At 58.8% G+C, this 26849-nt stretch carries 19 protein-coding genes, 1 tRNA gene and 2 rRNA genes; 8 read left to right on the top strand and 14 right to left on the bottom strand.

Features of this window, described 5'->3' with window-relative positions; genetic code table 11:
- Positions 1-30 precede the first annotated feature (30 nt).
- Positions 31-795 (bottom strand): helix-turn-helix domain-containing protein, encoded by a 765-nt coding sequence (locus G5367_RS09060; protein WP_005336490.1) that lies wholly within the window; start codon positions 793-795, stop codon positions 31-33.
- A gap of 1276 nt (positions 796-2071) precedes the next feature.
- Between G5367_RS09060 and G5367_RS09055 the strand changes: the two genes are divergently transcribed.
- Entirely contained in the window at positions 2072-2698 is a 627-nt protein-coding gene (locus G5367_RS09055; protein WP_421208927.1) for a porin family protein, read from the top strand.
- Positions 2699-2773: 75 nt separating this feature from the next.
- Here the strand turns inward: G5367_RS09055 and G5367_RS09050 are convergent, their stop codons facing one another.
- Both G5367_RS09050 and G5367_RS09045 read right to left on the bottom strand, forming a co-directional pair.
- Positions 2774-3772: a sensor domain-containing diguanylate cyclase gene (locus G5367_RS09050; protein WP_216952682.1), complete on the bottom strand. Its 999-nt coding sequence runs from the start codon at positions 3770-3772 to the stop codon at positions 2774-2776.
- Positions 3773-3962: 190 nt separating this feature from the next.
- The gene (locus tag G5367_RS09045; protein WP_421208928.1) at positions 3963-4859 is read right to left on the bottom strand and encodes an AraC family transcriptional regulator; all 897 of its coding nucleotides are present in this window, start codon (positions 4857-4859) and stop codon (positions 3963-3965) included.
- 75 nt (positions 4860-4934) lie between these two features.
- Here G5367_RS09045 and G5367_RS09040 point away from each other — a divergent pair, with 75 nt between their 5' ends.
- Positions 4935-5333 (top strand): VOC family protein, encoded by a 399-nt coding sequence (locus G5367_RS09040; RefSeq protein ID WP_421208929.1) that lies wholly within the window; start codon positions 4935-4937, stop codon positions 5331-5333.
- 332 nt (positions 5334-5665) lie between these two features.
- The gene (locus G5367_RS09035) at positions 5666-6835 is read left to right on the top strand and encodes a helix-turn-helix domain-containing protein (protein WP_421208930.1); all 1170 of its coding nucleotides are present in this window, start codon (positions 5666-5668) and stop codon (positions 6833-6835) included.
- A gap of 41 nt (positions 6836-6876) precedes the next feature.
- Here G5367_RS09035 and recD read toward each other — a convergent pair whose 3' ends face one another.
- From recD to G5367_RS09005, 6 genes are all read right to left on the bottom strand, one after another.
- Positions 6877-8940, bottom strand: a complete 2064-nt coding sequence (gene recD / locus G5367_RS09030; RefSeq protein WP_421294189.1) for an exodeoxyribonuclease V subunit alpha — start codon at positions 8938-8940, stop codon at positions 6877-6879.
- Positions 8937-12545 (bottom strand): exodeoxyribonuclease V subunit beta, encoded by a 3609-nt coding sequence (gene recB / locus G5367_RS09025; RefSeq protein ID WP_421294187.1) that lies wholly within the window; start codon positions 12543-12545, stop codon positions 8937-8939. Before recB ends, recD begins: the two co-directional genes overlap by 4 nt.
- Entirely contained in the window at positions 12545-15898 is a 3354-nt protein-coding gene (gene recC / locus G5367_RS09020) for an exodeoxyribonuclease V subunit gamma (protein WP_421245225.1), read from the bottom strand. Before recC ends, recB begins: the two co-directional genes overlap by 1 nt.
- Positions 15899-16156: 258 nt before the next feature.
- A complete protein-coding gene (locus G5367_RS09015) occupies positions 16157-16549 on the bottom strand; it encodes a DoxX family protein (RefSeq protein ID WP_005336513.1) in 393 nt (130 codons plus the stop codon).
- A gap of 39 nt (positions 16550-16588) precedes the next feature.
- Positions 16589-17275, bottom strand: a complete 687-nt coding sequence (locus G5367_RS09010) for a pirin family protein (protein ID WP_108541868.1) — start codon at positions 17273-17275, stop codon at positions 16589-16591.
- A 30-nt stretch (positions 17276-17305) separates the two neighbouring features.
- The gene (locus tag G5367_RS09005) at positions 17306-17638 is read right to left on the bottom strand and encodes a hypothetical protein (protein WP_236346140.1); all 333 of its coding nucleotides are present in this window, start codon (positions 17636-17638) and stop codon (positions 17306-17308) included.
- Between the two features lie 256 nt (positions 17639-17894).
- Between G5367_RS09005 and G5367_RS09000 the strand changes: the two genes are divergently transcribed.
- Both G5367_RS09000 and G5367_RS08995 read left to right on the top strand, forming a co-directional pair.
- The gene (locus G5367_RS09000) at positions 17895-18809 is read left to right on the top strand and encodes a LysR family transcriptional regulator (protein WP_005342714.1); all 915 of its coding nucleotides are present in this window, start codon (positions 17895-17897) and stop codon (positions 18807-18809) included.
- A gap of 99 nt (positions 18810-18908) precedes the next feature.
- On the top strand, positions 18909-19328 hold the full coding sequence (locus tag G5367_RS08995; protein ID WP_421245223.1) for a hypothetical protein: 420 nt from the start codon (positions 18909-18911) through the stop codon (positions 19326-19328).
- A gap of 191 nt (positions 19329-19519) precedes the next feature.
- On the opposite strand, the gene G5367_RS08990 is transcribed toward G5367_RS08995, so the two are convergent.
- Positions 19520-19870 (bottom strand): hypothetical protein, encoded by a 351-nt coding sequence (locus tag G5367_RS08990; protein WP_005342709.1) that lies wholly within the window; start codon positions 19868-19870, stop codon positions 19520-19522.
- 199 nt (positions 19871-20069) lie between these two features.
- On the opposite strand from G5367_RS08990, the gene G5367_RS08985 reads away from it, so the two are divergent.
- From G5367_RS08985 to G5367_RS08975, 3 genes are all read left to right on the top strand, one after another.
- On the top strand, positions 20070-20792 hold the full coding sequence (locus tag G5367_RS08985; protein ID WP_005342708.1) for a response regulator: 723 nt from the start codon (positions 20070-20072) through the stop codon (positions 20790-20792).
- A 33-nt stretch (positions 20793-20825) separates the two neighbouring features.
- Positions 20826-22190 carry an ATP-binding protein gene (locus G5367_RS08980; protein ID WP_005342707.1) on the top strand — a complete coding sequence of 455 codons (1365 nt, stop codon included), beginning with the start codon at positions 20826-20828 and terminating at the stop codon, positions 22188-22190.
- Positions 22191-22329: 139 nt separating this feature from the next.
- Positions 22330-23718 (top strand): diguanylate cyclase domain-containing protein, encoded by a 1389-nt coding sequence (locus G5367_RS08975; protein ID WP_421245222.1) that lies wholly within the window; start codon positions 22330-22332, stop codon positions 23716-23718.
- 67 nt (positions 23719-23785) lie between these two features.
- On the opposite strand, the gene G5367_RS08970 is transcribed toward G5367_RS08975, so the two are convergent.
- The 4 genes from G5367_RS08970 to G5367_RS08955 all read right to left on the bottom strand — a co-directional run.
- On the bottom strand, positions 23786-25738 hold the full coding sequence (locus tag G5367_RS08970; protein ID WP_421245221.1) for a ligand-gated channel protein: 1953 nt from the start codon (positions 25736-25738) through the stop codon (positions 23786-23788).
- 559 nt (positions 25739-26297) lie between these two features.
- Positions 26298-26374, bottom strand: a tRNA-Asp gene (locus G5367_RS08965).
- A 96-nt stretch (positions 26375-26470) separates the two neighbouring features.
- Positions 26471-26585 (bottom strand): 5S ribosomal RNA (gene rrf / locus G5367_RS08960).
- 122 nt (positions 26586-26707) lie between these two features.
- Positions 26708-26849 (bottom strand): 23S ribosomal RNA (locus tag G5367_RS08955); the annotation flags it as partial.

The following is a 26849-nucleotide window of genomic DNA, read 5'->3' as shown; positions in this document are numbered from 1 at the left end:
ACATGGCGGATCCCGCAGGATCCGCCGGGATCAGTTGTCGATATTGGGGATCATGTCGTCGAAGCTCTGGTAGCCGCAGTCGGCCAGTTGCAGCGACATGGTGTAGGTCTTGGCGTGCTCCTGCTGGCCGATGGCGGGGCGGTTGAGCTTGATCTCCTGATGCCAGTACTCCTTCATCCGGTCGATCAGCGCCATCGCCTCCCCCTCGTTGAGGTGCAACTGGCAGAGCGCCATATAGTTGTTCGACTTGTGCATGTTCTCCACCAGATACTCCCCCAGCACCGACATCGCCTGCCGTGCCTGCTGGCGGGCGAAACGGCTGTGCTGCTCGAAGCTGATCCGCTCGCTGATCAGGAAGTGGTAACTGTTGTCGATACCAAGCTGCAAAATGCCGAGCTTCTCCAGCTTGCGCAGATAGAGGTAGCAGGAGGCATCGGTCAGGCCGTACTCCCGCTTGAGATCGATCAGCGTCTTGTCGCGCCAGAAGATATTGGCGAGAAAAGCGTAGAGCCCCGGCTCATTGTGAAACGCCTCGTCCTGCTCCTGGGTAAAGACGGCGCGGCGGCTCTGGGCGTCCTGAGTGCGATCCAGCAACTCCTCGAACGAGAGACCCACCAGATGGCAGATCTCCAGCAGAGTATCAAACGGCAGCGAGGGCTTGTTCATCATCCGTTTCACGGTCGCGATGGAGACACCCATGGCTTCTGCCAGGGTCTGATAGCGGATCCCCTTGTCGGTCAGGGTCTTCTTCAGGGTGTCGAGAATATTGTTGGCCAGGGTCTGGCTGTAGGTCATGCCACTCTTCCTTGTTATCGCACTTTCATTGCATGGTTATGCCGAGTCAGCTTCTGACCTGTTTTTACCTTCAAGGCTCAGATATTGACACCGAAAAAACAGCCTAGAGAAAAAATCGCCTACAACGCCCATCAGGACAGACCAGTTGAACGATGAGGTCGCAAAATCTGACACCAGACAGTGCATATCTTTCAACCCGCAAACATTTTGCTAGTGCTGCATAGAACATCGCGCATAATCGAAACGTATCGAATTCAAGACCCTTCCTGGTTGAGAAATCGATTGTTTGCTTCCAAATTTTTATCTTTTAAACCGCAAGGTTTTTTCTCTTTCCTGGCATTGGGCGGCGCTGATAGCACCGCCCTTTTCTTTTCCCTGAATTCGCAGGTCAGGTCAAGGGCCCCGGCAAGGGGAAGTGTCACAGGCCACCCGCCGCCCACTGATGCGCCAGCCACTACGACCTCTCTGGCAAGGTATCCTAAACGATCCTTAATACCGTCTCATTGCCATTAAATATATTTAAATGGCTTACTTGGAAAGCTTCACTCAATATAAAAACAAATATAATCAAGTAATTTAAAACATCAAAAACTTATCTTTTAAATGGCTTGCATATATAAGCAAACAAAATTAATCGGGCCGCACGCCCCATATCTGCTTATCACACCCCATGCCCACCCCAACAACTGCTACCGGGTGAAGAGAAAAGCCACCCACAAGCGCCCATTCGCGTATCTGGTGGGTAGCATAGCCCACGCAAAAACAGCCTCAAAAGACCACCAAAAGTTACAATGGGAACAATCCCAAACCTCAAAAAGAGCAAAAAACAGGCAAAGAGAGAAATTTTTTTCTCACGGTTTCACCTTGTGATGCGTTCAAAAAATCATCGAAAAGAACCTGATGCCAATCAGTGACATCTGAGATGCCAATTTTTAGACGGCTCATCATGGCCACGCTCGAATGAAAATTCAATGCTGATAAAAATCAATCACATAGAATCAAAATAGAACTCGCAGCCGGTCATTTGCCTCACCAGTTAATTATTTAAACCTCAATAAAGCTAAAACTCTAATAACACCATTTATTAAACAAAATGGCCCTGCTTGCAGCCAGTCATATTTATAATGATGGGGAAACCACTCTCTTGTTATTCAGAAATGTGCTGACTATACTGCGGCCCCTCTGTGAAAGCAGAGCGATGACGGAAATATAAAAAGCTTCATGGATTGAGCAATATAAATTACACGCAGTTCACGCAAAACAAGGTTATTTATCCATGAACAAGTTTAATAAAATTGCCGCTTTCTCCCTGCTTGCTCTGGCCATGAATGGCGGCGCCCATGCCGAAGGCTGGTATGCAGGTCTGGATCTGACCACCTCCAAGATGGATCTCGACGGTGACCTCCAGCGCGCCTATGACGCCAAAGTGATCGACGACCAGCTCGACGGCGGCAGCCTGATCGTCGGTTACAGCTTCAAACCCTGGCTGGCCATTGAAGGTGGCCTGCACGCCCAACAGATGGAGCAGCTGATCTGGGTGACCTCTCAGGGGGCAACCGGTTTTGCCGACACCACCATCGACACCCGCAGCATCAGCCTGGCCGCCAAGCTGAGCCATCCGCTGGCCTGGGGCTTCAGCGCCTATGCCAAACCGGGTATCGCTTACACTCGCACCGAAGTGGAAGTTGTCGGCAATGCCACCATCCTCGGTATGAGCGGTCAGGTAAGTGGCAGCGAAACCAAGAGCAAGGTACACCCCAATCTGGAAGTGGGTCTGGACTACGCCTTCAACGACAGCTTCTCTGCCGGTATCGGTTACGAGCGCCAGTTCAACGCCCTGAGCCTGGGTGATGAGCACTACTCTCTGGATACCCTCAAGCTGGGTCTGCGCTACCACTTCTAAGTCGCGCCGCGTCAGTAACAATGCAAAAGGGCCACAGGTTTCACGCCTGCGGCCCTTCTATTGGCTGATGTGCCATCAGCAGATCTGATTCTTGCCCTGCTGCTTGGCCTGATAGAGCGCCCGATCGGCACGCACCATCAGACTCTCCTTCTGCTCACCCTGCTGATACTCCGCCACTCCGAAGCTCATGGTGGTGACACCGCGGGGACAGATGGGGTTCGTCACCATCAACGCCTGAAACTTGTTCGCCACCACCAACGCATCTTCACGGCCGGTATTGGGCAGCAGCACCATAAACTCGTCGCCACCCCAACGAGCCAGCAGATCAATCTCGCGGATATGGTCGCGCACCAGCGCCACTATGTTGATCAGGGTCTGATCCCCGATATTGTGGCCATAGCTGTCATTGATCTGCTTGAAGTTGTCCACATCCATGGCAATCACGGTAAAAGGCAAGTGAAAGCGGCGCGCCCGTTCGCACTCCAGCTGCAACGCCCGCTCCAGCCGATAGCGGCTGGCGGCACCGGTCAGGGCATCAGTCTCCGCCAGCTGACGATTCTCCTCCACCCTCTGTTGCAGTGCCTCGTTGACTCGCACCAGCTCGGCGGTGCGCTCCGCCACCAGTTGCTCCAGCGACTGATTGCGCAGCTCCAGCTGCTCCAGCAGCAACTTGCTGGCGTGGATATTGCGATGGGCGCCGATCATCCGCGCCACAGACCCATCGGGATTGCGCTCTATGATGCGGCCGCAATCCTCGATCCAGATATAGTCTCCGCCGCGACTGCGGCAGCGATACTCGACCCGGTAGTCGGGGGCGGCGCCGCTCAGATAGGCATCGAAGCTCGCCATCACCCGATCCATGTCGTCGGGGTGGATCACACTCTCCCAGGTGAAGACATTGTTGCCTAGAGTATGGGGCTCGTAGCCCAGCATCCGGTACCAGCCCGGGTTGCGATAGACGAAACCGGTGTTGGCATTCCAGTCCCAGATGCCATCGCTGATCACCTCGAGAATGCCATGTACCACGGCTTCGCTGACATCCGAGATCCTGATCGTGTCGCTGTCCTGCAGCATGGGAGACCATCCTTGTATTGCCGCCCCGCTGGGGCGCGGGGCATTCCAGCCTGATGTTGAGAAATGATAGCGGCAGACGGCTGCACAGTCCGCTATCCGTTGATCGATGAAAACCGCCACTACTTGTTCCGGTTATCGGCCGCCATCGGGTTCGTCTGAATAACATTAGCAACCAGTGTGGCTCAATATTTCACCCTTGTCCGGTTTTAAAGGCAGGATGATGCAGGTTGCGATAGTGGCTGGGCGCCAGGCCATGCTGGCGTTTGAAGGCGGTGGAGAAATGGTACTCGTTCTTGAAGCCGCACTGCTCGGCCAGCAGCTTCACCGGGTCGGCCCGGCTGGCCAGCAAGAGCGCCGCCCGCTGCAGCCGCAGCCGTTGCAGCAGCGCCATGGGCGCCAGCGCGAAGTGCTGCTGGCAGAGCCGGTAGAGCTGGCGCTCGGAGAGATGCAGGGCGCCGGCCATGCGCGCTATGTCCCACGGCTCGGTCAGCGCCTCTTTGAGCAGCAATTCGAGGCGCAGCGCCAGCCGCTCGCCACGCCGCTGCCCCTCCCCCTTTTGCAACAGACGGCGCAGGTAAAAGCCGAGCTGCTCAACCAGCAGGGCGCTGAGCAGCGGGTCCTGATGGCGCTCCTGCTCCGCATAGAGGTTCTCGATCGTGCGCAGTACGGTGGCCTGCTGGGAGGTACAACCGAGCCGGGGGTGGCTGGCGAAGGCATCCCAGGGGGAATCCTTGTGCAGCAGCAGCCACACCAGCTCCCACTCACTCCCCTTATTCACCTGCTGGTTCAACGGCTCACTCAACTGATAGCAGATTGGCTCCCCGGCCGGGATCAGCGCCCACTCCCCGACCTGCAACCGCTCGCGGCGCTCCCCCACCTGCACCTCCCCCTCACCGCCCAGGGTCAGCAGAAAACAGTGCATATCGGCAAAGCGGCGCGCGATGCGGTAGCGGGTCTTGAGACGGGAATAACCCGCCAGCCACACCTGCTCCTGCGCAAGGGCCGGCAGCAAGCTGTCGCAGCAGATCTGCTCGCGGCAGTCGGGGGAGACATCGATAATCTCGGCGTTGGCAGTTTCAGACATCATCAGGACGGGCTCAGCCATGTCGAAGGGACAGGCCCCAGCATAGCATCAAGGGCATCGAGTCACAGGAGATCAGCCATGCATATCCATCACGTCGCCATCTGGGCGCAGGATCTGGAGGCACTCAAGGCATTCTACTGCACCCTGTTTGGCGGGCAGGCCAATGAGCGCTATCACAACCCGAGCAAACAGTTCAGCTCTTACTTCGTGCGTTTCGAAGGGGGCGCCAGCCTGGAGCTGATGCACATCCCCATCCTGTTTCCGGCGGATCTGCACCTGCCGCACCCGCTGCAGGGGCTGGCCCACCTCGCCTTCTCCCTTGGCAGCGTGGAGGAAGTGGACAAGATGACCGCCCGCCTCAAGCTGCTCAAGGGCGCCGAGGTGAAACACCTGGACGGCCCCCGCTGGACCGGCGACGGCTATTACGAGAGCACCTTCCTCGACCCGGAAGGCAACCGGCTGGAGCTGACCATCTAATACCTGAATGCTCCCCTCACCCTGGCCCTCTCGTAAGTTCGATTAGCGAAGCGTAATCGGACAGCGGTAACGGCATGGCTCCCTTCTCCCATTTATTAAAAAAGGAGGAGAAGGGCTGGGGATAAGGGAAAGGAAAAAGAGATTTCGCGGTAAACGTTGGGCTTCGCTACGCTCGCCACAACCTACACGATCGGTAGTTTGGTGCTGAGCCTGCGAAGCCCAACATGCGAGTTCAGCTTATAAGCATGTAAATAGTTCCATTGCGACCATATTTGAAGGTAAACTGACGACAATTACAAAATACAATTTACATTACTTCATGGTTTTATTTAATGAACAGCATCATTAATGACTTACTCTCAAAAGGTAAAGAAGGTCTCTGGTGGGACTTCAAACAAAAATTCCACAACAATATGGCTGCAATGGTCCATGATATTCTATGTATGGCTAATGTAATTCACAATGGGAATAGATACATAGCTTTCGGAATATCTGATTCATTAGAAGTAGTTGGATTAAATGACAGTGATAAAAAATATACTCAAGCAGATATTATCACTGCGCTTAGAAGACTAAGTTTTAGTGAAGATAACATCCCAAACATTCAGCTTGAATTTTTACAATTTAATGAAGCCAAGTTAGCAATCCTAACAATATTTAATGAGCCTTTAAAACCATATTACCTGACAAAAGAATACAGTTATCAAGGTAAATCCATACGAGCTGGTGTTGTTTATTCACGGACAAATGATGCTAATACACCATTAGATTCATGTGCCAATCCAATTGATGTCAGAACGATGTGGCGTGAAAGATTCGGCCTCAATCTAAAAGCCCCTGATAGATTCTCCATTCTTTTAGAAGATGCCAAATGTTGGGACTATGACGGTATTAGCCAAGCCTTCTATTCTAATGATCCTGATTTCACTATTGAGATTGGAAATGTAGAACATGAGGGGGGTAATTACTGGTGGCAAAACTTATATTTTGAGAATACAAGACAGTTTGACTACCACTTAAAATATAAGAACAGAATTATTAAGACCTTGCCTGTTGTTAATTACTACAACGAGGGTTTGACTATACCATTCCCAAACATTGAGTTTATTACCTATCCAGAAGCTCAAGATGGGTCAAACGCAGAATTTTACTGTGAGATTTACTATTATAAAAAAGGAACTATTGAATATAGTTTATTTCAACACATAAGAAAAAGTGAAGTGCATTGTGATACATATCAAACACTGTCTACACCAATCACAACTCAACTGAAACCACCCATAATAAAATTGCCGTTTTTTATAATTAACAGTGACAGTGAACTAAATGAACTGTCCAAGAAATTCATGGAAAAATATCATGAGTTTAATTCCTGTAAGTCAGATTTGATGAGAAAACGTTACCCTGACGAAAATTATAATAGATGGGATGTTGAAAAAGTTTTTTCGGAGTGGGTTTTTGAGCAAATAAATCCTCCCTCTGAATTTTCAATTAGTGAATGACATTAAAACGGCGGCAAATCCCTTTACCGCCATCCAATCAATCACTCCCCCAACCTCTGTGCCAATCCGGAATAACGCTCGGTCTTTTTCCGCACCGCTTGTGCCAGCAGGGCGCGATCGCCGTAGAGATCGAGTTTCGCCTTGGCGCGGGTGATGCCGGTATAGACCAGCTCGCGGGTCAGCAGCGGGCTGGGGCTGTCGGGCAACACCAGCACGGTATGGGCAAACTCCGAACCCTGGGATTTGTGGATGGTCATGGCGTAGACCGTCTCATGGGGCGGCAAGCGGCTGGGCAACAGGGCCCGCAGGGTGCCGTCCGGCTGCTCAAACCATACCTTTAACCGCCCGCTTTCATCGGGCAGGCAGAGCCCCATATCGCCGTTGTAGAGGCCGACCCCGTGGTCGTTGCGCACCACCATCACAGGGCGACCGGCATACCAGTCGCCATCGCGGGCAATCAGCCCAGCCCGTGACAGGGCCAGTTCGAGCCGCTCGTTAAGCCCCAGCACGCCGAACGAGCCATCGCGCAGGGCGCAGAGGATCTGGAAGCTGTTGAATGCCTTGAATACGGCGGCGGGCGCTTCCCCCGCGCGAGCCGCCTTCAGATAGCTGCCGTAACCGGCCACCCCCTGGGCAATCAGGGCGTCGTAGGCCTCCCCCGCCCAGGGGTGCAGGCTGATATCGGCGAATCCTGCGCCCCAGACTGATTCCACCGCCGTGGCATCGCCGCTGTTGCAGGCGCGCGCCAGCTGACCGATGCCAGAGTGCTGATCAAAGCGCCAGCTCTTGGCCAGCAAACAGAGGCTGTCACGCACCGGTGCCCCAACGGGCGTGCCCTGCAAGCGGTAACCGGTCTGACGGGAGAGCCAATCCGCCTGCGCCGGGCTGATGCCCTGTTCGATAAAGCTGCAGATATCGCCGAGCACAGCCCCCGCCTCCACCGAGGCGAGCTGATCCTTGTCGCCAAGCAGGATCAGGCGGGCGTGGCTCGGCAGCGCATCGAGCAGGCGCGCCATCATCGGCAGGTCGACCATGGAGGCCTCATCCACCACCAGCAGGTCGAGGTGCAGCGGGTTGCCCGCGTGGTGGCGGAACTGGCTGCGCCCCGGAATGACCCCGAGCAGCCGGTGCAGGGTGCCCGCTTCGGTCGGGATCGCTTCGACCCACTCGGGGGGCAGATCCAACGCCTGCAAGGCAGAGCCGATACTCTCGGTGAGGCGCGCCGCCGCCTTGCCGGTGGGGGCCACCAGCCGGATCGCCGGGGCCTTGCCTGCTTGCAGCCCGGTCTCCACCAGAATGGCGAGCAGCTTGGCCACAGTCGTGGTCTTGCCGGTGCCGGGGCCACCCGAGATCACCGCAAAGGGGCGCGCCGCCGCCGTGGCCGCCGCCAGCTTCTGGCCGTTGCAGCAGAGCATCTCGGGCACCAGCGCATCCAGCTTGCTCAAGTCGCTCGCCGCCTGGGCGCTGGCGAGCAGCCCTTCGATGGCGGGCCAATCCACTTCATTGGGGAACACCAGATCCAGATACTTCTCGATAAAGTGGCGGGCCGAGAAATCGGGGGCGAGGCGGGCCTTGAGCAGCGCCGCGAACACCAACCCGTAGTCGCGGGCAAACAGCCGCGACAGGGCGGGAGCAATCTCCGGCCATTCGGCTCGTTCACTCAAAGCGCGCAGATGGCGGGCCACCCCCTGCTCAAAGTCGTGGTAACGGGTGAGATAGAGCCGCCCGTGCCAGAGCCGCAGCGGCCAGCGCGGGGCGAGCCCCTCATTCTGCTCACAGCCAACCAGCGGGCTTGCCGCAAACAGGGCGGGCCAGCGGGCAGGATCCGCCAGATCCAGCAACAGATCCCGGCTCTGCTGGGGATCCAGCCCGAACGGGCGCAATGATCCGGCAGCGAGCATCTCCAGCGGCAAACAGACATGGCCGCGCCCCAGCTCGAAGCAGGTGAGCGCCGCCCCCAACACCAGCTCGGGGCTGCCGCCAAGGTCAGCCACCAGCCTGGCAAATTGCAGATCCAGCTGGCGAATACGGCCAGCCAGCGCCAGTGTTTTGAGCCGTTCAACCATCATTGCGCTGGTCGCGGTGCTGATCATGGTGCCGCTCATGCCTCTACCTCGTTAAATGCTTGGGATCCCGCTGTTGGCAGCTCACTGCCTTCGCGAAACAACTTATCCAGCCCCAGCACCAGTTCACGGCTCGGGCGGGTATGAAAAATGCCCCCCTGCGGCATGCCGCGCAGGAACAGATAGAAAACGCCGCCAAAGTGCTGCTCGAAGTCGTAACCCGGCAGGCGCAGGGTGAGCAGCCGGTGCAGCGCCAGCGAGTAGAGCTGGTATTGCAGGTCGTAGCGATGCTCGGCCATCGCCCGCTCCAGCGCCGGACGGCTGTAATCGGCGGGGCTCATGCCGAGGTGGTTCGATTTGTAGTCGAGCAGATACCAGCGCCCCTGCCACTCGAACACCAGATCGATAAAGCCCTTGAGCATCCCCTGCACGGTGGCAAAGCTGAGCGGCTTGTTGCCCCGCGACAGCGGGTCGTGCTGCTGGCAGAAGGCGGTCAGCGCCGGTGCCGTCACCCGCCCCATGGGCAGGAAGAACTCCAGCTCCACCTGTTTGCGCTCGGCACTCAAATCCCGCAGCCGCACCGGCTCACCAAAGCCGGTATCGAGCGGAGTATCGAGCACCGCCTCCACCTGCTGTTGCAGCACGGGGGCCCAACTCTCGTCGAAACCATCTTGCGCCAGCAGGGTGGCGATATGCTCTGCCAGCGGCTCACCCGCAGCGCTCTGAAAATCGATGGTCTCGAACAGGCTGTGCAGCAAGGTGCCGGGGCGCGCCCCTTTCGGGAAGGTGAAGATGGAGGGCTGGGGTGCCTCGTCCGGTTGCTCGGAAGCCAATGCAGCCGCCTCGGTGACGACCTCGTCATCGAAGCCGGGATTGGCGAGTACGCCCTTACTGTGACCGTGACCCTGCGCCGCCAGCCCGGAGTAGGAGCTGATCCACCAGTCCCGCTCAAGGGAACCGCTAAAGTGGCGCACCTGCGGCTCGCCCAACTGCTCCTCCTCTGGCGGCAGCGGGGCCGGACGGGTGAGCGAGGGCTCACCGACAGCCACCCCGGGCAGCGCCTGTGCCAGCTCGGTCAGCGCGGTCGCCAGGGTTTCGGCATCCCCCTCCTCGCCCTTTTGCAGCAGGTAGCCGATGGCGGTGTGGTGCAGGTCGGTCTTCTCCGACTTGCCCGCTCCCGCCCGCACCGGCGCCAGCCCCAGCCAGGTGGCGTAGACGCCCCGGGTCAGCGCCACATAGAGCAGCCGCAGGTCTTCGGCAAGCCGTTCCCTGTCCGCTTCGGCGAGCGACGAGTCGGCGCCGGTCAGATCGAGAATGGTGCGATTGCCCGCCTCGTCCGCCTCGTGATAGAGCGGGGTCTCGGCGGTTCTATGGCTGCAGATAAAGGGCAGGAATACCAGCGGGTACTCCAGCCCCTTGGATTTGTGGATGGTGACGATCTGCACCAATTTCCGCTCGGATTCGAGGCGCAGTACCTGCTCCGCATCCTGCCCGTTGGGGCGGCTCACCGCCTCCCCCAGCCAGCGCAGCAGGGCATATTCCCCGTCCAGCTCGCTGCTCACCTGTTGCAGCAGCTCGCCAAGATGGAGGAAGTTGGTCAGCCGCCGCTCGCCATAGGGGCTCGCCAAAAGCGAAGAGGCGAGATTGCGCCGGTGCAGCAGGGCCCGCAGCATCGCCAGCACGCCGCGGCGGTGCCAGATCTTGCGGTACTCCATAAACTCCTGCACCGCGCTCTCCCACGCCCGCTCGTCGCTGGCCAGCCCATCGAGCGCCTTGGCATCGAGATCAAACAGGCCGGTGGCGAGCGCCGCCCGCAGGCTACGCTCTTCGCTCGGGTTCTGGCAGGCGTGCAAAATCAGCAGGATCTCCCGCGCCTCCTTCTGCTCCAGCACGCTCTCGCGGTTCGACAGATAGACGGAGGCGATGGCGAGCCGCGCCAATTCCTGCTGCACCAGCTTGCCCTCGGCGCCGGTGCGCACCAGCACGGCGATATCCCCGGCCTTCACCGCCTTGTCACCTATCAATGCCTTGCCCTCGCGAGCCAGGGTCAGCAGGCGGTGGATCTCGGCGGCGGTGGCGCGGGCCATCTTGCTCTGGTAATCCCCCCGGTTGAAGGTGGGCTGACCGGTCAGCTGCCAGCAGTGGAGCACGGGGGCGGTGGCACCATCGAGCAGCAGCGCCTTGCTCTTGCCCTGCGCCTCCACCGGCAGGAAGGGGATATTCGCTTCGTAGATAAAGGGATCCTTGGCTCGCTCGAACAGGCCGTTGACCGCCCCCACCAGCACACTGCTGGAGCGCCAGTTGCGCCCGAGGGTGTAGTGGGCGCTCACATTTCGCCGCGCCTGAATGTAGGTAAAGATGTCGGCGCCGCGAAAGCCGTAGATGGCCTGCTTGGGGTCACCGATCATCAATAGCGCCGTGTCGGTGTGGCCACCGTAAAGCCGATGGAAGATGCGGTACTGCTGGGGATCGGTATCCTGAAATTCATCGATCATCGCCACCCGGTAGGTGGCGCGAATGCGCTCGCACAGCCGCTCGCCAAGGCTGGAGCCGAGCGCCCCGTCGAGATCTTTGAGCAGGTCATCGAACGAGAGCTGATGGGCTTGGCGCTTGCTCGCCTGCATCCGGCTGCGCACTACTTTGGCCGCCCGTTGCAGGATGAGATCCCGAATACCGGGGCGGCTCGCCAGCAGCTGGTCGATCTGGCTGAACAGCGGCAGGGTCGGCACTGCGCCCCCCTTCTTGAGGTTCTCCTCCAGCACCCTCTGGCCGAAGCGCTCCAGCTCCTTGGGGATGGCGTAGCCACTGCTTTCGTCCTGTGCCCAGTCGGCTATCTTGGCAAGCCACCCTTCGTAGTTCTTGCCGGTGTAGCGGCTGATCTGGCCGTCGGTCTGGCGGCGGATCTCGTCCGTCTGCGCCAGCCATTCGTTTTTCACTGCCGCGATGCGGCTCATGGCCGCCTGATGGCGGGCGGCAAGGGTCTCGTCCCCCAGCGCGGGGTGGATCTCCAGCTCGCTATTGTCGAGCCAGCTGCCCATCTCCCGCAGCAGGGCGGCGGGGCTCGGCCAGAGCGCGCGCACCGCGCTGGCGAGGGCTTTATCCACCGGATAGAACTCGGCACGCCAGTAGTCGCTCACCGCCTGCAGCCTGAGCTGGCTGTCGTCGGTGAGAAATTCGGTTTCAAAGAGGGCGCCCGACTCGAAGGCGTTCTGCTTGAGCATCCGCTGGCAGAAGCCGTGGATGGTAAAGACCGCCGCCTCGTCCATCTGCCGCTCGGCGGCCAGCAGGCGACGGGCCGCCAATTCGTGATCCTTCACCTCGTCCAGCAGTTGGGCCAGCAGGGTGTCACTGCTATGGCCGCGCATAAAGGCGAGGCGCGCCTCGTGGATGCGGCCGCGGATCCGCCCGCGCAGCTCGGCGGTGGCGGCTTCGGTAAAGGTCACCACCAGAATTTCGGTCACCGAGAGCGGCCGCTCGTGGGCGCTCGGCTGACCCACATCGGCGCCCTCTTCGATGAGCGGGCCGTGACCCAGCAGCAGGCGCAGGTAGAGACCGGCGATGGTGTAGGTCTTGCCGGTACCGGCGGAAGCTTCGATCAGTCGTTCACCATGGAGGGGAAAACGCAATGTATTGAGCGGGTTAGCCATTATTTCAGCTCCTCCAGGGTCTTGAGCAGCGGGGTCAGGTGTTCGCGGGCCAGCGCCTGCAACTGCCCCAGCACCTCGTCATCGAGTTCGGGGAAGCAGCGGGCGACGTAAACGTCTTGCCCCTCCCCATTGATCATCCAGCCGCCGTTGAAACGGGTGAGAGCCGCCTTGTCGGCCGCCTCCGGTTTGTCCGGATCCTTCTCGATCGCCTTGAGCCAATCCCAGGCAGTGTTGGGGAAGAAGGGCAGCGGCCGCTTCATCCCCTGCGCCCAGCACGCCACCAGCGCCGCCAGCTTGGGCCGCGCCTCGTCGGCAGAGAGCTTGGGCAGTCGCAGACTCTGTTTGGCATCGAACAGCAGGGTGTCGCCGGGGGCGCCACTCAATGAGAGGCAGAGGTGCTGGATCCAGCCCAGCAGCAGATCCTTGCCGTTGAAGCTGCCGGGTTTGACCACCAGCAAGCGCCCCTTCTGGGTGTCGATCCACCCTTGCAGCTGGCCCTGAGTGAGGGAGATATCGATCTCCACCGCCTGTTTTTCTGACTCATTGGCCGCAACCCATGGCCGCAGCCGATCCGCCAGCTTGCCCATCTCGGCATCCAGATCGTCCAGCAGCAGGCTGCCGAACCACCCTTGCGGCAGCAGGCCGGTGAGCTGCAACCGCTCGCGACGCTCGGTACTTTCACCTTCCGCCAGATGGGCATCGAGCAGCAGATCTTTCAGCTGATAATGTTGCAGGCCATCCAGCTCGAACGGCTCGCTGTCCTCGATGTTGGCTTCGTTCAGCTCAAACCACACCTTGAGGCGACGGTTGAGGAAATATTTGGTGGGCTGGCGATAGAAGCGCAGCAGCTCCGCCAGCTCCAGCCCCTGCTCCTTGCCCCATTCGGGGGGCAAAGGCAGCTCGCCGCTCTGGAAGTTGGCCGCGCCGCGCACCGGATTGAGGGCGGGCAACCAGTCGGCGGCATAGGTAAAGAGGCGTGAACCCGCCTCCGGGTAGAAGTAGTTGCGGCTGTAGGGGGTGAGCGGGTGCGCCACCATCAGGTGGTTGAGCAGCCGCTTGCCGGAGGTTTCGTCGTCCAGCTCCTCATCCCCCGCCAGCACAAAGCCCTGCCGCACATAGTCGATGAGTTCGGCCAGCAGCACGGATGGCACCTTGTCGCTGTTGTCCTGCGCGCTGAAGCCCTGATAGCTGATATAGAGCCCCTGCTGGGCGCTGAGCAGTGCCTCGAGGAAGAGGTAGCGGTCATCATCACGACGGGAGCGATCCCCGCGCCGCGACGCCACCGCCATCAGATCGAACCCCATGGGAGCCAGGGTGCGCGGGTAGACACCGTCGTTCATGCCGAGCAGGCAGACCTGTTTGAAGGGGATGGAGCGCATCGGCATCAGGGTGCAGAAGTTGACCTGACCGGCGAGGAAGCGCTGGCTTGAGCGGGACTCCCCCAGCACGCTGCCGAGGTAATCCTGCAACAGATCGGCGGTGATGGGCTGCTCGAAGCGGGCTTCGTCGAGCCGGGTCTGCCACTCGACCAGCTGGCTGCGAATCAGCTGGAGCTGACGTTCTTCATCTTCGTCGGCCAGATAGAAACGCTCCAGCAGCGCCAGCAGGCAGGCGTTCCACTCGGCCAGCGGCTGCGCCTGCTGCAGGCGGGGCAGGAATTCGGCCAGCGAATCGACAAACCAGGCGAGCTTGCCGAGTGCCAACCCCTGCTGCCCCTCGATATCGGCGTAAGGAAGAATGCCCGCCACCGGCTCGCCATCCCCCATGGCGAAGCCGAGCAGCATGCGGCGCAGGCCGAACAGCCAGCTGTTGCCGGACATGGGCGGCAGATCGAAACGGACGGGGTAGCCGTCGTCCAGCCCCCAGCGGATGCCGGTCTCCTGCACCCAGACCCGCAGCTGGTTGAACTCGTCGTCATCCAGCTCGAAACGGCGCAGCACGGCGGGCACCTCGAGAATGGCGAGCAGCTCCCCTGCCCCGAAGCGGGCATTGGGCAGCCTGAGCAGGGCGAGGAAGCTTTGCAGCAGCGGGCTCTCCTGACTCGCCGCCCGATCCGATACCGCAAACGGGATCTGACCGCGCGCGCCAAACACCGCCTGAATGTAGGGGCCGTAGCTGTTCACATCCGGCATCATCACCACCACGTCTTTCGGAGTGAGGGACGGGTCCTGCTCGAACAGCGCCAGCAGCCGGTCGTGCAGCACCTCGAGTTCGCGCATCGGGCCGTGGCAGGCGTGGATCTGCAAGGATCCATCCGCCGGATCGATGGGGCTCTTGTGGTGGCTGCTGTCGAGATCGAACTGACCGGCGCCTCGCTCGGCCAGCTCCAGCACATCCTTCTGGATGGCGCGCAGCAGGCTGACATTGCCTTTGCCATCAACTTCGTCGATATCGACGAAAGCCTCGATTTGCGGCACCTCCAGCTCCATCAGCTGATGCAGGTAGTCGCGCCCCAGCTTGCCCATGGAGGCGAGCAGCGGGTTGGCGGGGCCCTGCAATGTCTCGATATCGGTGCCGGGTTTGAGCTTGTTCTCCAGCCGAGCCAGGGTCTTGCGATCCAGCAGATCCCCCCAGTAGTAGCGGCAGGGGTTGGTGACGAACAGGTGCACCTCCACCTCCGGCCGGCTGCCGAGGGCCAGCAGCGCCTCCACATAGCGCGGCGGCAGCGCCGAGATGCCGAATACGAACACCCGCTGCGGCAGCTTGCCCGGCAGATCGGCAGTACGCTCCAGCTCGTGGATAAACTCCTCGTAGAGGTTGGCGCGGTGGTAGCCACTCGGAGAGAGCGCCAACGTGCGGGCCACCAGCTCACGCCACAGCTCCGGCTGCCAATCCTGACCGCTCACCCCGGCCAGCTCCTGACTCAATCCTTCCCCCTCTTCCCAACGGGCGATCCAGTCCGGCCGGTAGACCAGATATTGGTCAAAGAGATCCGCTACCTTCTGGCAGAGCTGCCACAACCGCACCTGCTCGGGCTCCTTGGCAGGCTCCTCCTCATCTCCCCCGCCCAGATAGGCGGCGAGCGGGGCAAAGGCGGGGCGATCCAGCAAGGCGGGCAGAATGGTCATCAGCTGCCAGCTCATTGAGCCCTTGTTGTAGGGGCTCTGGCGCGGTACATCCGCCAGCACCCGGGTGAACATCTCCCAGATAAAGCTGGCGGGCAGCGGAAAGTCGATATTGGCTGCGATGCCGAACGCTTTGGCCAGCTCCAGCTTGAGCCACTGGGCCATGCCCGGACTCTGCACCAGGATCTGCTCCCGATCTAAGGGGTGAGAGAGAGGGGCCTGCCGGATGCGGCTCACCAGCAGCTCTTTGAGCAGATCCAGCTGATTGGAGTGGTAGAGGGTAAACATGAGCAATTCCCGCCTGTGGATGAGAGGGGGCGAGGGAAAAGGCGAGCCATTTCCATCACTTCACAAGAGAGGGAATTGTCAGGGATCGGGGGGGAAGATGCAAAAGGCTCTTGTGGCCAGCAGGCGGGTAAACCGCTGAACCATGAGGGGCGCCGCAGATTTGACGCACCGCCTCACCTATCCGGAAAACGCAGACAGAAAAAAGCCGGTGCAGTTGCACCGGCCAAAAGGCATTGGAAAACTTGACTCTTCAGGGCATTACCAGTTTTTGCCGAGACGGGCATCCACACTGAAAGCCCCTGCTCCGGCCGCCGCCAGCGCCAGGAAACCACCGGCCACTGAGACGTTCTTCATAAACATCAGCATCTGCATCTGTTCGGCAGGCTGATAGTGGAAAATAAAGGCAGCCATCAGGGTGAAACCGGCCAGCAGCACGGAGAGGCTGCGGGTAAAGAGACCCAGCACGACGGCAAGGCCACCACCCAGCTCAAGCAGGATCACCAGCGGCAACATAAAGCCCGGCACGCCCATCGCTTCCATATAGCCCTGAGTACCGGCATAGCCGCCGATCTTGCTCCAGCCCGCCATTACGAACATCAGCGCCAGCAGTACACGACCCGCCAGCAGCGCTACATCTTTCATCTTGTCCATTTCATATTCCTCGTTTGTGTCACATCACCGCTGACTGCTTCAGGGTAGGTCAAATAACAGAGCTTGGCTGGCACTGGTCGCAACCAGCTCCCACCGGTATTCATCACGACTGAGTACCCCGTCGCCGGGTCGGGCAGCCAGACCGTTGGCGGTCAACTCCCCTGAAATCATCTGCAGGTAACCGTGTCGGCCAGCCAGTGCCCATTCGAGCGCCTCGCCCGGGGCCAGTTCCAGCCGCCATACGCGGGCCTGTTGGCGGATCCGCAGCGATCCCGCCTCGCCATCCGGTGACGCCACCAGCGTCATGCCCGGTCTGGACTCGATCTTCTTCTGCTGATACCCGGGTGGCGTGCCGAACTCGTTCGGCTCGATCCAGATCTGCAACAGGGAGAGAGGATCCGTCTGCGAGGGGTTGTACTCGCTGTGGCGGATCCCGCTGCCTGCGCTCATCAGCTGGAAATCCCCTGCCGGGATCTGCTCGGCATGGCCGAGGCTGTCCTTGTGCTCTATGGTGCCTTGCAGCACGCAGGTGAGGATCTCCATGTTGGCGTGAGGGTGGGTGGCGAATCCGCCACCCGGCGCAACCAGATCCTGATTGATCACCCGCAGTACCGAGTGCCCCATCCACTCCGGGTCATAGTAGTGACCGAAGGAGAAACTGTGGCGCGCGTCCAGCCAGCCAAAGTTGGCCTTGCCCCGCGCTTCTGCGGCTCTCAATTGCATCATGGTCTGCTCCTCATCTATCAGGGGTTCGACTTAGCGGTCTTTGCCACTACCGATGCCGAACGGAATACGATACTCGCTACTCTCACCGGCCAGGTTGACGGTCAGGTTACCCTGGGTACGGCTCGGGATATGCACCTGCTGGGTACCGGTCAGGTTGGCGTGAACCGATGCCAGCAGATCGCCAGACTCGTTACGTACCTCCAGCATCGGATTGCTTTTGCCATACATCGCAGCAGTGGCGTTCCACTTCACAAACAGCACGCCCGGAGTGGCGTTGAAGTCTGCCGGTACGGCAGCCTGCGCGAAACCAGCGGTCATCAGGCCTGCAGCGGCCAACATCTTGATTACGTTTTTCATGTTCATTCACTCTCTTGGTTTTATGTCATTGCCAAGGCCGTTTCGGCCAGAATCAATGCATCCATGCAAGAGGTTATTCAAATAGTGTGTTGTTCTTTCACCGACATCAGACAGACCGAATTGGTGTGTCACAGTGCGGAACTTCCCGCATATTTGGCCGCTCGGCGTTCCTGCCCAAGCGATAATTGAATATTAAACGTGCTTGACCTAACTTGTTAGCGAGATAATCTGGCAAACATATTCAAAAAAATTGAAGGTGATAATGGCCAAGGAATCGAACAAGGAGCGGGCGCTGACCCTGGAAGCTATCCGGGTACTGGACGCCATCGACCGCCGCGGCAGCTTCGCGGCGGCCGCCGACGAGCTGGGCAAGGTGCCATCAGCGCTCAGCTATACAGTGCAGAAGTTGGAGGACGAACTGGATGCCATGCTGTTTGACCGCAGCGGGCACCGCACCAAGTTCACCCCGGCCGGACGCATGCTGCTGGAGCGAGGCAGGGTGCTGCTGGAAGCAGCCGAACATCTGGTGGGCGAAACCCGGGCGCTGGCCCGTGGCTGGGAGACCGACATCACTGTCGCCGTTGATGCGCTGACTCCGTTGCAAACACTTTTCCCTCTGGTTGAGCGACTGGCCGAACAGACCGATACCCGCCTGCGGCTACGGGCCGAGGTGCTGGCAGGGAGCTGGGAGTGTCTGGAAGATGGCCGTGCCGATCTGCTGATCTCCACCATCAACCCGGACATCATGATGACCGGCATCAAGCATCAGGTGCTGAAAGAGGAGGTGATGCTCTATGTCGCCCACCCTGATCATCCCCTCCACCAGGAGCCGGAACCGCTGGCAGATGAGACCCTGCGTCGCTACCGCGCCATTGCGGTCGCTGATACCGCCCTGCGCAAACCTGTGCTCACCTATCGCCTGCTGGACAAACAACCACGCCTCACCGTCAGTTCCATGGCAGAGAAACGGGATGCCCTGCTGGCGGGGATCGGGGTCGGCACCATGCCGAAGAGCTGGATTGACGAAGATATCAGGGCCGGGCGGCTCAAGGTGATCAGCCCCGAATACCGCCATCAGTTGCAAGTAGTGCTGGCCTGGCGGCGAGACACCATGGGTAAGGCCAAAAGCTGGTTGGTGCGGGAGATACCAAAACTGTTTATGGCTGGCGAAAAATGAGAGACAGTTAACAGAAATGTTAATTGCATGCCTCACTTGACGCCCAATATCTTTGCTGATTTCATAGCCGCCTCATTGAACCCATGGAAGCTGTAGAAAATGAAAAAGAGTTTGCTGGTTGCCCTCACCACCCTGCCCCTGTTTGCCAATGCCGGCCTGATGGACTCGCTGACCGACAGCGTCACCAGCAGCGTCAAGGATGCGGCCAGCACCGCCGTATCCGGAGCCATGGATAGCGCATCCAACGAAGCCATCAAGAAGGCACTGGATATCAAGGAAGGTGGTTCCAACAAGCAGGCGGTCAAGGATAAGCTGGGTGCGCCGGCCTCTACCAAGACCGAAGCCGGTCTGGAAGTGTGGACCTATGACCTGGATGCCCTGAACAAGGCGTCTCCCATGCTGGCCGAGACCACCAAGACCCTGCTGAAAGATACCGATGCTACCAAGAAGAACGTGGTCATCAAGTTCGAAGGGGAAACCGTCAAGAAAGTAGCCCTGACCGACAAGGCTCAGGGCTAAGTTCACTCGTCCGGTGGGTAGGGCGAAACCCCGCACCGGTACAGATGGCAAGAGGGGGAGCATCAGGCTCCCCCTCTTTTATTGGCAATTGTCTGCATTCAGACAAGCTCTGTCGCTCAACACAACAAGAGCAAAAAGGGTGGCCCTGGCCACCCTTTGGGTTTGTCATGTGGTCTGCTACTGCAGCAGCGTTACTGGTTCGCTTCGGCGAACTGCTTCATCGCTTCGGCGTGCTTGGTCATGCCGGCGGCACGCTCGTTGAGGTTCTTGATGAACTCCGCCTTCTTGGCAGGATCCTCTATGCGATCATAACGTTGCTGCAGGTTGGCCTGGATCTGTTCCGGGGTCATGTTCTGCATGCGGGCCATCTTGTCATGGCGACCACCATGGTGCTTGCCACCCATCATGCCACTACCGTCCATCGGGCAGTCCACCATGGCTCCGGGCTGGCCGGTGGGGGCAGCTTCACTGGCTGCATAGGCGCCCAGCGGCAGGCCAAGGATCAGGGTGGCAGTCAGCAGGGTTTTGGTCAGCTTTTTCATGGTCTATCTCCTGTAGGGATGATTCTGGTTCGGCGCTCTTGCCTTGCCCTCAAGTAAACACCCTATCGGTGTCTGAACTTTGCCAGCATCGCCCTTTTTTGTAGCAGAGTGTGGCATCGTGCGGATCTGGCACACTTTGACACAAACCATCGGCCGGATTTTCGTATACTCGGGCCAACGCCAAGCAGGGGAGGTATCCATGAACCAGGGCAACACCCACATTCTGGTGGTCGACGACCACAGCGAGATCCGCGATCTCTTGAAGCGCTTTCTGGAACAGCACGGCCTGCGGGTCAGCTGCGCCCGGGATGGCAAGGAGATGAAGCGACTGCTGGAGGAGCGGGAGTTCGACCTGCTGGTGCTGGATCTGATGATGCCGGGTGAAGATGGCCTGACTCTCTGCCGCGAGCTGAGAGTCAAATCGAACCTGCCCATCATCATGCTCACCGCCATGGGGGAAGAGACCGATCGCATCATAGGACTGGAGATGGGAGCCGACGACTATCTGGCCAAGCCTTTCAATCCGCGCGAGTTACTGGCGCGGATCAAGGCGGTGATGCGCCGCACCCAGGCCGAAACCCAGCCTGCCGCCGAAACCCTGACCCGGGATCTGCGCTTCGATCGCTGGCTACTCGACGTCAATCGCCGGGAGCTGGTGGATGAGGATGGGGTGGGACTCAGCCTCTCCACCGCCGAGTTTGATCTGCTCAAGGTGTTTCTCGAACGCCCGCAGCGGGTATTGAGCCGGGATCAACTGCTGGACCTGGCCCGTGGCCGCGAGGCGGTGGCCTTCGATCGCGCCATCGATACCCTGGTGAGCCGCCTGCGCCGCAAGCTGGAACGAGATCCCAAGAATCCGGAGCTGATCAAGACCATCTGGGGCGGCGGCTATATGTTCTCCGCCGACGTGACGCAGGCATAAGCGGTGGCCTTTTTGAAACGACTGTGGGCACAAATGTGGCCCAAAGGGCTGACAGGCCAGATCATTCTGGTGGCGCTGGCGGGGCTGATCCTGATCCAGCTGCTCAGCATCCAGATCTACCGTTCTGATCGGGAGGAGGCGCTCGGTTTCGTCAACAGCCGCAACGCCATGCAGCGGATCATCTCGGTGGTCAGGCTGCTCTCCCTCTCCCCTCCCTCCCTCTATGACGAGATCCTCAAGGCGAGCCGCAGCGAAACCCTGCTACTGCGCCTCTCCGACGAACCGTTGCAACCGGACAACCGCAGCCCCCGTTTCGAACAGCTGGTACGCTCACGGCTCGGCTACCCGCAAGGCCTTACCATCGAGATCAGCGCCGAGCTGAAAGAAGATGCCCAACGCAGCAAGGCGTGGGAACATCACGCAAGAATGATGCGGGATCGCAAGGGGCCACCACCACCTTCACGCGACATGCGACTCTATGGTTCCATCGAACTGCCGCAGGGTGGCTGGCTACAGTTCAGCTCACTGGTCGACAAGGAGGTGGGCAGCTGGTCGTGGCAAACCACCCTCAACCTGATGCTGGTTGCCAGTCTGGTTATCGGGCTGATGGTGTTGCTGTTCCGCCGCGCCACCCGACCGCTCAAACAGTTGGCAGGCAATGCCGAGCGACTGGGCCGGGGCGAGGATATAGAGCCACTTCAGGAGGTGGGGCCGATTGAGATACGCGAGTCGATCCAGGCCTTCAACCGGATGCACACCCGGCTCGACCGCTTCGTGCAGGACAGAACCCGGATGCTGGCGGCTATCTCACACGACCTGCGCACCCCCATCACCAGCCTGCGGCTGCGTACCGAATTTCTGGCCGATGGCGAGGACAAGCTCCGCATCCAGCAGACCCTGCAACAGATGGAACAAATGCTGGCGGCAACCCTCAGCTTTGCCCGCGAGGAGGGGCTGCAGGAGGCCACCCGCGAACTTGATCTGGTCAGTCTGCTGGTCAGCCTCTGCGATGACTATGCCGACACGGGTCAGCCGGTCACCTGTCTGGCGGAGGGCAAAGAGGTTTACGCATGCAGAGCCAACACCTTGCGCCGGGTATTGCAGAACCTGATCGGCAACGCCATCAAATATGCCGGCAGCGCCGAAGTGTCGCTGGAGCGCTGCAAGGAAGAGCTGTTGATCCGGGTCTGTGACAACGGGCCGGGAATCGATCCTGCGCGGCTGGAAGATGTGTTCAAACCCTTCGTACGGCTAGACGAAGCCCGCAACACCGAGTCCGGCAGCGTGGGGCTCGGGCTCTCCATTGCCCGTACCCTGGTCCATCAGCACGGCGGCGAACTGACCCTGCTCAATCGGCCACAAGGTGGGCTGGAGGCACGAATAAGCCTGCCTTTGTAAGTCATTACTCTATTTGTTTGCCCTGCTGCGCCTGGCCTCTCTGTGTGCAAACTTCATCATCCTGACCCCTGTTCTTCTATGATGAAGGCGGAGATAATTGATGACCACGCACGGTATTTGGCAACGGAGTGGAGCAAGGATGGCTTATTCCAGGACAGGAGTCTTGATCAGTATCGGATGGGGGCTCCTGCTGCTCGCACTTGCCCCTCCAGCCTGTGCCAACGCACAGGAAGAGCCGATCATCATTACCAACTCCAAAGCCTGGCAGCCCTTCTCCTATATCAATGAGTCGGGTCAGCCGGATGGTTTGCTGATCGATTTGTGGCGTGAATATGCCAGGGTCACCGGCCAGAAGATCGAGTTCCGGCTGGTCGACTGGCAGGGCTCTCTCGACTTGCTCCAGAAGGGAAAAACCGACGTTCACGCCGGGCTGCTCTGGTCACCGGAGCGGGACAAGCAGTTCGACTATGGCCTGCCTCTCGCCCAGCTCGACTCACAGCTCTTCTTCTCGAGCGAATTGCGCGGCACCGATGTCCATTACTACCTGCTCCATGAAACAGTCGGTGTGGTAGCCGGTGGCTACGAAGAGTATTACGCCAGACGCTACTTTCCCGGAACCAGACTGCAGACCTTTGATGACAATGATACCCTGCTGGCGGCGGCCTTTCGGGGCGACATAAAGGCCTTTATCGCCGATCTGCAGGTCGCCAACTTCTACATCTATACCTCCGACGATCCCACCCGCTTTATTCCGGTTCGCCACCTCTATACCGACCAGATCCGCTTTGCGGTGAAAAAGGGCGACCTTGCCCTGTTAAACCGGCTGGAAGAGGGATTCGCCAAGATCAAAGAGAGCGATCGGGAGCGGATCATCCGCAAATGGATGCATGTCGAGACCGTCTACCCCATCCACCTTGGTCCCTGGCTGTTGCTGGCAGGAGGGGGGATTCTGGCAGCTTACATAATACAGCTGAGGCGCGCAGTCGCGAGCCGTACCGCCGAGCTGAGCCGTGCAAACGCAAGACTGGAGAAACTGGCCAGTACCGATCCTCTGACTGGGCTACTTAATCGACGGGCATTCATGCCCGCCATGGAGCAACGGCTGGCAAGCGGCATGGCCAGTGCCCTGCTGCTATTCGATGTGGATCACTTCAAGGAGACCAATGACCGCTTTGGTCATGGCATCGGAGATCTGTTGCTGGAAAAGCTGGCCACTACTGTGACGAATCTGTTGCCCGAAGAGGCTCTGCTGGCCCGCATCGGGGGCGAGGAGTTTTGCCTGCTGCTGCCGCTGGCCACATTGGCAGAGACAGAAGAGTGGGCCGAGCGCATTTGCCTGGAGAGCAACCGGCAAACCCTGCACACCAGCAGTGGCGAGGTGACCCTCTCCATCAGCACCGGGGCAGTCTGGGTTGCGGCAAAGAGAGAGGTCGATGCCGAGCAGCTACTACGGCAGGCTGACGCCCTCATGTATCAGGCCAAGGGACTGGGGCGCAATACCTGGCAAGCAGCCCCCTATCAGGCATAGCCCCCTGACGGAAGCGCAATAAAAACGGCCGCCATCGGATGATGGCGGCCGTGTAATGTTATGCCTATCAGAAGTTGTAGGTCACACCCAGGTTGTAGCGGCGACCATCCAGCACTGTGCCATAACTGCTGTAATCCACCGTCTTGTCGAACAGGTTATAGACCCCGGCGGTCAGATCCAGATGCTTGTTGGCCTTGTAGACCAGCCCCATGTCAAAGAAGGTGTAGGAAGGAGTCCCATCCGCCATCTTCACACGGCTCAGGTATTCGGAGGTCTCGCCACGGAAGTTGACCCGTGACCAGAGGTTGAGATCCTCGGTGGTCTGCCAATCGACACTGCCGTTGAACATATGGCGGGGCATCTGGTTGAGGGCATGGCCTGCCAGCGGGCCGCTCTTCTGCTCGGATTGAGTGAATGTGTAGCTAGAGCTGACCGACCAATCCTCATTGATGGCCCAATCCATCATCCCCTCGACCCCACGCATGTTCGCCTTGTCGACGTTGACCCGATCGCTGATGAAATCATAGCTGTGACCATTGAGCGTACAGGCAGGCTGCTTCTTGTCAGTACAGCGGCGCACTTCTGAGATCTTGTTCTTGAAGTCGGTGTTGAACAGGGTAATCCCGGCATTGAAGCCCTGATGACCGTTCCACAGCAGACCGATCTCTTCACTCACGCTGGTCTCGGGTTTGAGATCCGGGTTGCCAACCAGCATGCCATCCAGGCTGCCACCACCGGTGACCTGACCCCAGTTGGCCGCTGACATCCGCAAGTCAGGGGAGCGATAACCGGTCGAGACGCCCCCTTTCAGGGTCCAGCTCTGATCCAGATGCCAGACGCCATAGAGGCGCGGGCTCCAGTGAGTGCCGTAGTTCTGATCCCGATCCATGCGGGCGCCACCGGTCAGGGCAAAGCTGTCAGTAAGTGACCACTCATCCTCGACAAACATCGCCCAGCTCCAGCGGGTCAGCTGCTCGGCAGGATTGGCCACTTTCAGGGTATTGCCCTGATCGTGTAGATCCTCATAGCGATACTGACCACCGACACTCAGGTAGTGATCCCCCAAAATGAACTGGGTGTGAGTATCGGCGATGGTGTTGGTGAGCTCCATCCTGCGGCCTGGGTTGGTGTTGGTCTCCTGCTGCAGATAGCTGCTGGAAGAGCCGAACTCATATTGACCGTCATGGGTTAGCGCGTAGTTGGTGCGCTCGTAGCTGTTGAGGCTATCTTTCGCCTTGGCATCCAGCGAATTGCCGGCAGTACGATCCCGATCCTGCAGGCTGCGACTGACTTCCAGATCGAAGCGGTTATGGTCATCAGGCTTGAAACTGAGCACGGCCGTGCCACTGCGAGTCTCCTGCTCGGCAAAGCCCTGGGTAAATTTGTCTTCACCACGATGAGCGAGCTGTCCATTGAAGCGCAGCCCCAACACACCATCGATCAGTGAGCCTGCGGTATAGGCATCAGTCTGGAAGCTGTTGCCGGCATCCTTGTTTTCCTGGAAGGTCGAATCAGCATGAACCGAGCCCTGCCAGGCCAGACCGGTGGTCTTGCGGGTAATCACGTTGATCACCCCACCCATGGCATCTGAGCCATAACGGGATGACATGGGCCCACGGACGACCTCAATCCGCTCGATCGCCTGTAGCGGTGGCAACCAGCCTTGCTCGATACCGGGTCCATCGCTATTGGGCCGGGTACCACGGCTATCCACCTTTTTACCATCAACCAGCATAAGGGTGTATTTCGAGCCCATACCGCGAATACTGATATCGCTGCTGCTGCCACCGCCAGTCACTACCACACCTGGCACATCCTTCAAGGCATCGGTTACATCCCGATATGCCCGCTTCTCCAGCTGCTCGCGGGTAATCACAGAGATGGAGGCTGCAGAATCTTCGATCTTCTGCTGAAAGCCAGAGGCGGTGACGACCATCACCTCCTGCTCGGCAGCATAGGCTTGAGTCGCAAGAAGGGAGCAGATCAGCAAGGCAAGCTTGTTTGGTTTCACTGTTATCATGTTTTAGCCTGAACATTTTTTGTAGGAAGGTGACGTATTCCCTTACTTCACTCATTACAACGCTCGGCATCCGGCCAGGCGCGCATTAGAAAAGGCTCATTTGAAAAGCACTTTATTAATCAGCCCGCATTGTAACGACCCTGTCATGATCATTCAAACAATAATCATTATCATTTGAATCATGTAATATTCCTGCCGCAGAACAGCTCACTCTTGATAAGAAACTGTTTTAATGGAGTAAATCCATAAACAAATAAAGGAATTAGACAAACAAGTGGAAGCGATGACGTACCGTTGCAAGATGGCCTGATTTAATCCTCAAGCTCTATGGCCAAGATGGATGTGCCGCGATAAAGAAGTGGAAACAGTAACAAGAACGTCAACAGGGGAAGGTAGTGTCATCGCAGTGGGATGTCGGCAGCTCACCAGCAGGCTAAAAACACCAAAGCCCGGTCGTCAGACTGGGCTTGTGTTGGCTCTGGTGTGCAAATCTGTGGCTCTTATGAGCAAACCGCCCATAGCAAAAAGGCCTTCCCAATCGGGAAGGCCTTCAAATTAGTGGCGGAGCGGACGGGACTCGAACCCGCGACCCCCGGCGTGACAGGCCGGTATTCTAACCGACTGAACTACCGCTCCGCATTCGGTTAGCTTTCGCTAAATCATGTGCCGCTTCTATGAGGTGTCATCCTCGCAGCCAGCGTCGTGATTCTTCACATCGCTGTTTAATTAGGTGCCTGGCAGTGTCCTACTCTCGCATGGCGAATGCCACACTACCATCGGCGCTACCGCGTTTCACTTCTGAGTTCGGCATGGGATCAGGTGGTTCCACGGCGCTATGGCCGCCAGGCAAATTCTTCAATCTTGGAAAGCTGACGTGAGTAGTGATGTTGCGCTTGGCTTGTCACTATCACTGAATTTGAGTAGTTCGTTCTATTTGCTACAAGCCTTAGAACACTTCTTGGGTGTTGTATGGTTAAGCCTCACGGGTAATTAGTACGGGTTAGCTCAATGCATCGCTGCACTTACACACCCCGCCTATCAACGTTGTGGTCTCCAACGGCCCTTTAGGACCCTCAAGGGGTCAGGGATGACTCATCTCAGGGCTCGCTTC

This window comes from Aeromonas sp. 604282, assembly GCF_049170575.1.
Classification (GTDB): domain Bacteria; phylum Pseudomonadota; class Gammaproteobacteria; order Enterobacterales; family Aeromonadaceae; genus Aeromonas; species Aeromonas veronii_A.
Note: the sequence above shows the minus strand (reverse complement) of the source record. Positions and strands in the feature narration are given on the sequence as shown.

What these genes read in the sequence shown, in the direction of transcription:
- G5367_RS09060 (WP_005336490.1), bottom strand. Translation starts at nt 795, where the DNA reads ATGACCTACAGCCAGACCCTGGCCAACAATATTCTCGACACCCTGAAG.
- G5367_RS09055 (WP_421208927.1), top strand. Translation starts at nt 2,072, where the DNA reads ATGAACAAGTTTAATAAAATTGCCGCTTTCTCCCTGCTTGCTCTGGCC.
- G5367_RS09050 (WP_216952682.1), bottom strand. Translation starts at nt 3,772, where the DNA reads ATGCTGCAGGACAGCGACACGATCAGGATCTCGGATGTCAGCGAAGCC.
- G5367_RS09045 (WP_421208928.1), bottom strand. Translation starts at nt 4,859, where the DNA reads ATGATGTCTGAAACTGCCAACGCCGAGATTATCGATGTCTCCCCCGAC.
- G5367_RS09040 (WP_421208929.1), top strand. Translation starts at nt 4,935, where the DNA reads ATGCATATCCATCACGTCGCCATCTGGGCGCAGGATCTGGAGGCACTC.
- G5367_RS09035 (WP_421208930.1), top strand. Translation starts at nt 5,666, where the DNA reads ATGAACAGCATCATTAATGACTTACTCTCAAAAGGTAAAGAAGGTCTC.
- recD (WP_421294189.1), bottom strand. Translation starts at nt 8,940, where the DNA reads ATGAGCGGCACCATGATCAGCACCGCGACCAGCGCAATGATGGTTGAA.
- recB (WP_421294187.1), bottom strand. Translation starts at nt 12,545, where the DNA reads ATGGCTAACCCGCTCAATACATTGCGTTTTCCCCTCCATGGTGAACGA.
- recC (WP_421245225.1), bottom strand. Translation starts at nt 15,898, where the DNA reads ATGTTTACCCTCTACCACTCCAATCAGCTGGATCTGCTCAAAGAGCTG.
- G5367_RS09015 (WP_005336513.1), bottom strand. Translation starts at nt 16,549, where the DNA reads ATGGACAAGATGAAAGATGTAGCGCTGCTGGCGGGTCGTGTACTGCTG.
- G5367_RS09010 (WP_108541868.1), bottom strand. Translation starts at nt 17,275, where the DNA reads ATGATGCAATTGAGAGCCGCAGAAGCGCGGGGCAAGGCCAACTTTGGC.
- G5367_RS09005 (WP_236346140.1), bottom strand. Translation starts at nt 17,638, where the DNA reads ATGAACATGAAAAACGTAATCAAGATGTTGGCCGCTGCAGGCCTGATG.
- G5367_RS09000 (WP_005342714.1), top strand. Translation starts at nt 17,895, where the DNA reads ATGGCCAAGGAATCGAACAAGGAGCGGGCGCTGACCCTGGAAGCTATC.
- G5367_RS08995 (WP_421245223.1), top strand. Translation starts at nt 18,909, where the DNA reads ATGAAAAAGAGTTTGCTGGTTGCCCTCACCACCCTGCCCCTGTTTGCC.
- G5367_RS08990 (WP_005342709.1), bottom strand. Translation starts at nt 19,870, where the DNA reads ATGAAAAAGCTGACCAAAACCCTGCTGACTGCCACCCTGATCCTTGGC.
- G5367_RS08985 (WP_005342708.1), top strand. Translation starts at nt 20,070, where the DNA reads ATGAACCAGGGCAACACCCACATTCTGGTGGTCGACGACCACAGCGAG.
- G5367_RS08980 (WP_005342707.1), top strand. Translation starts at nt 20,826, where the DNA reads ATGTGGCCCAAAGGGCTGACAGGCCAGATCATTCTGGTGGCGCTGGCG.
- G5367_RS08975 (WP_421245222.1), top strand. Translation starts at nt 22,330, where the DNA reads ATGGCTTATTCCAGGACAGGAGTCTTGATCAGTATCGGATGGGGGCTC.
- G5367_RS08970 (WP_421245221.1), bottom strand. Translation starts at nt 25,738, where the DNA reads ATGATAACAGTGAAACCAAACAAGCTTGCCTTGCTGATCTGCTCCCTT.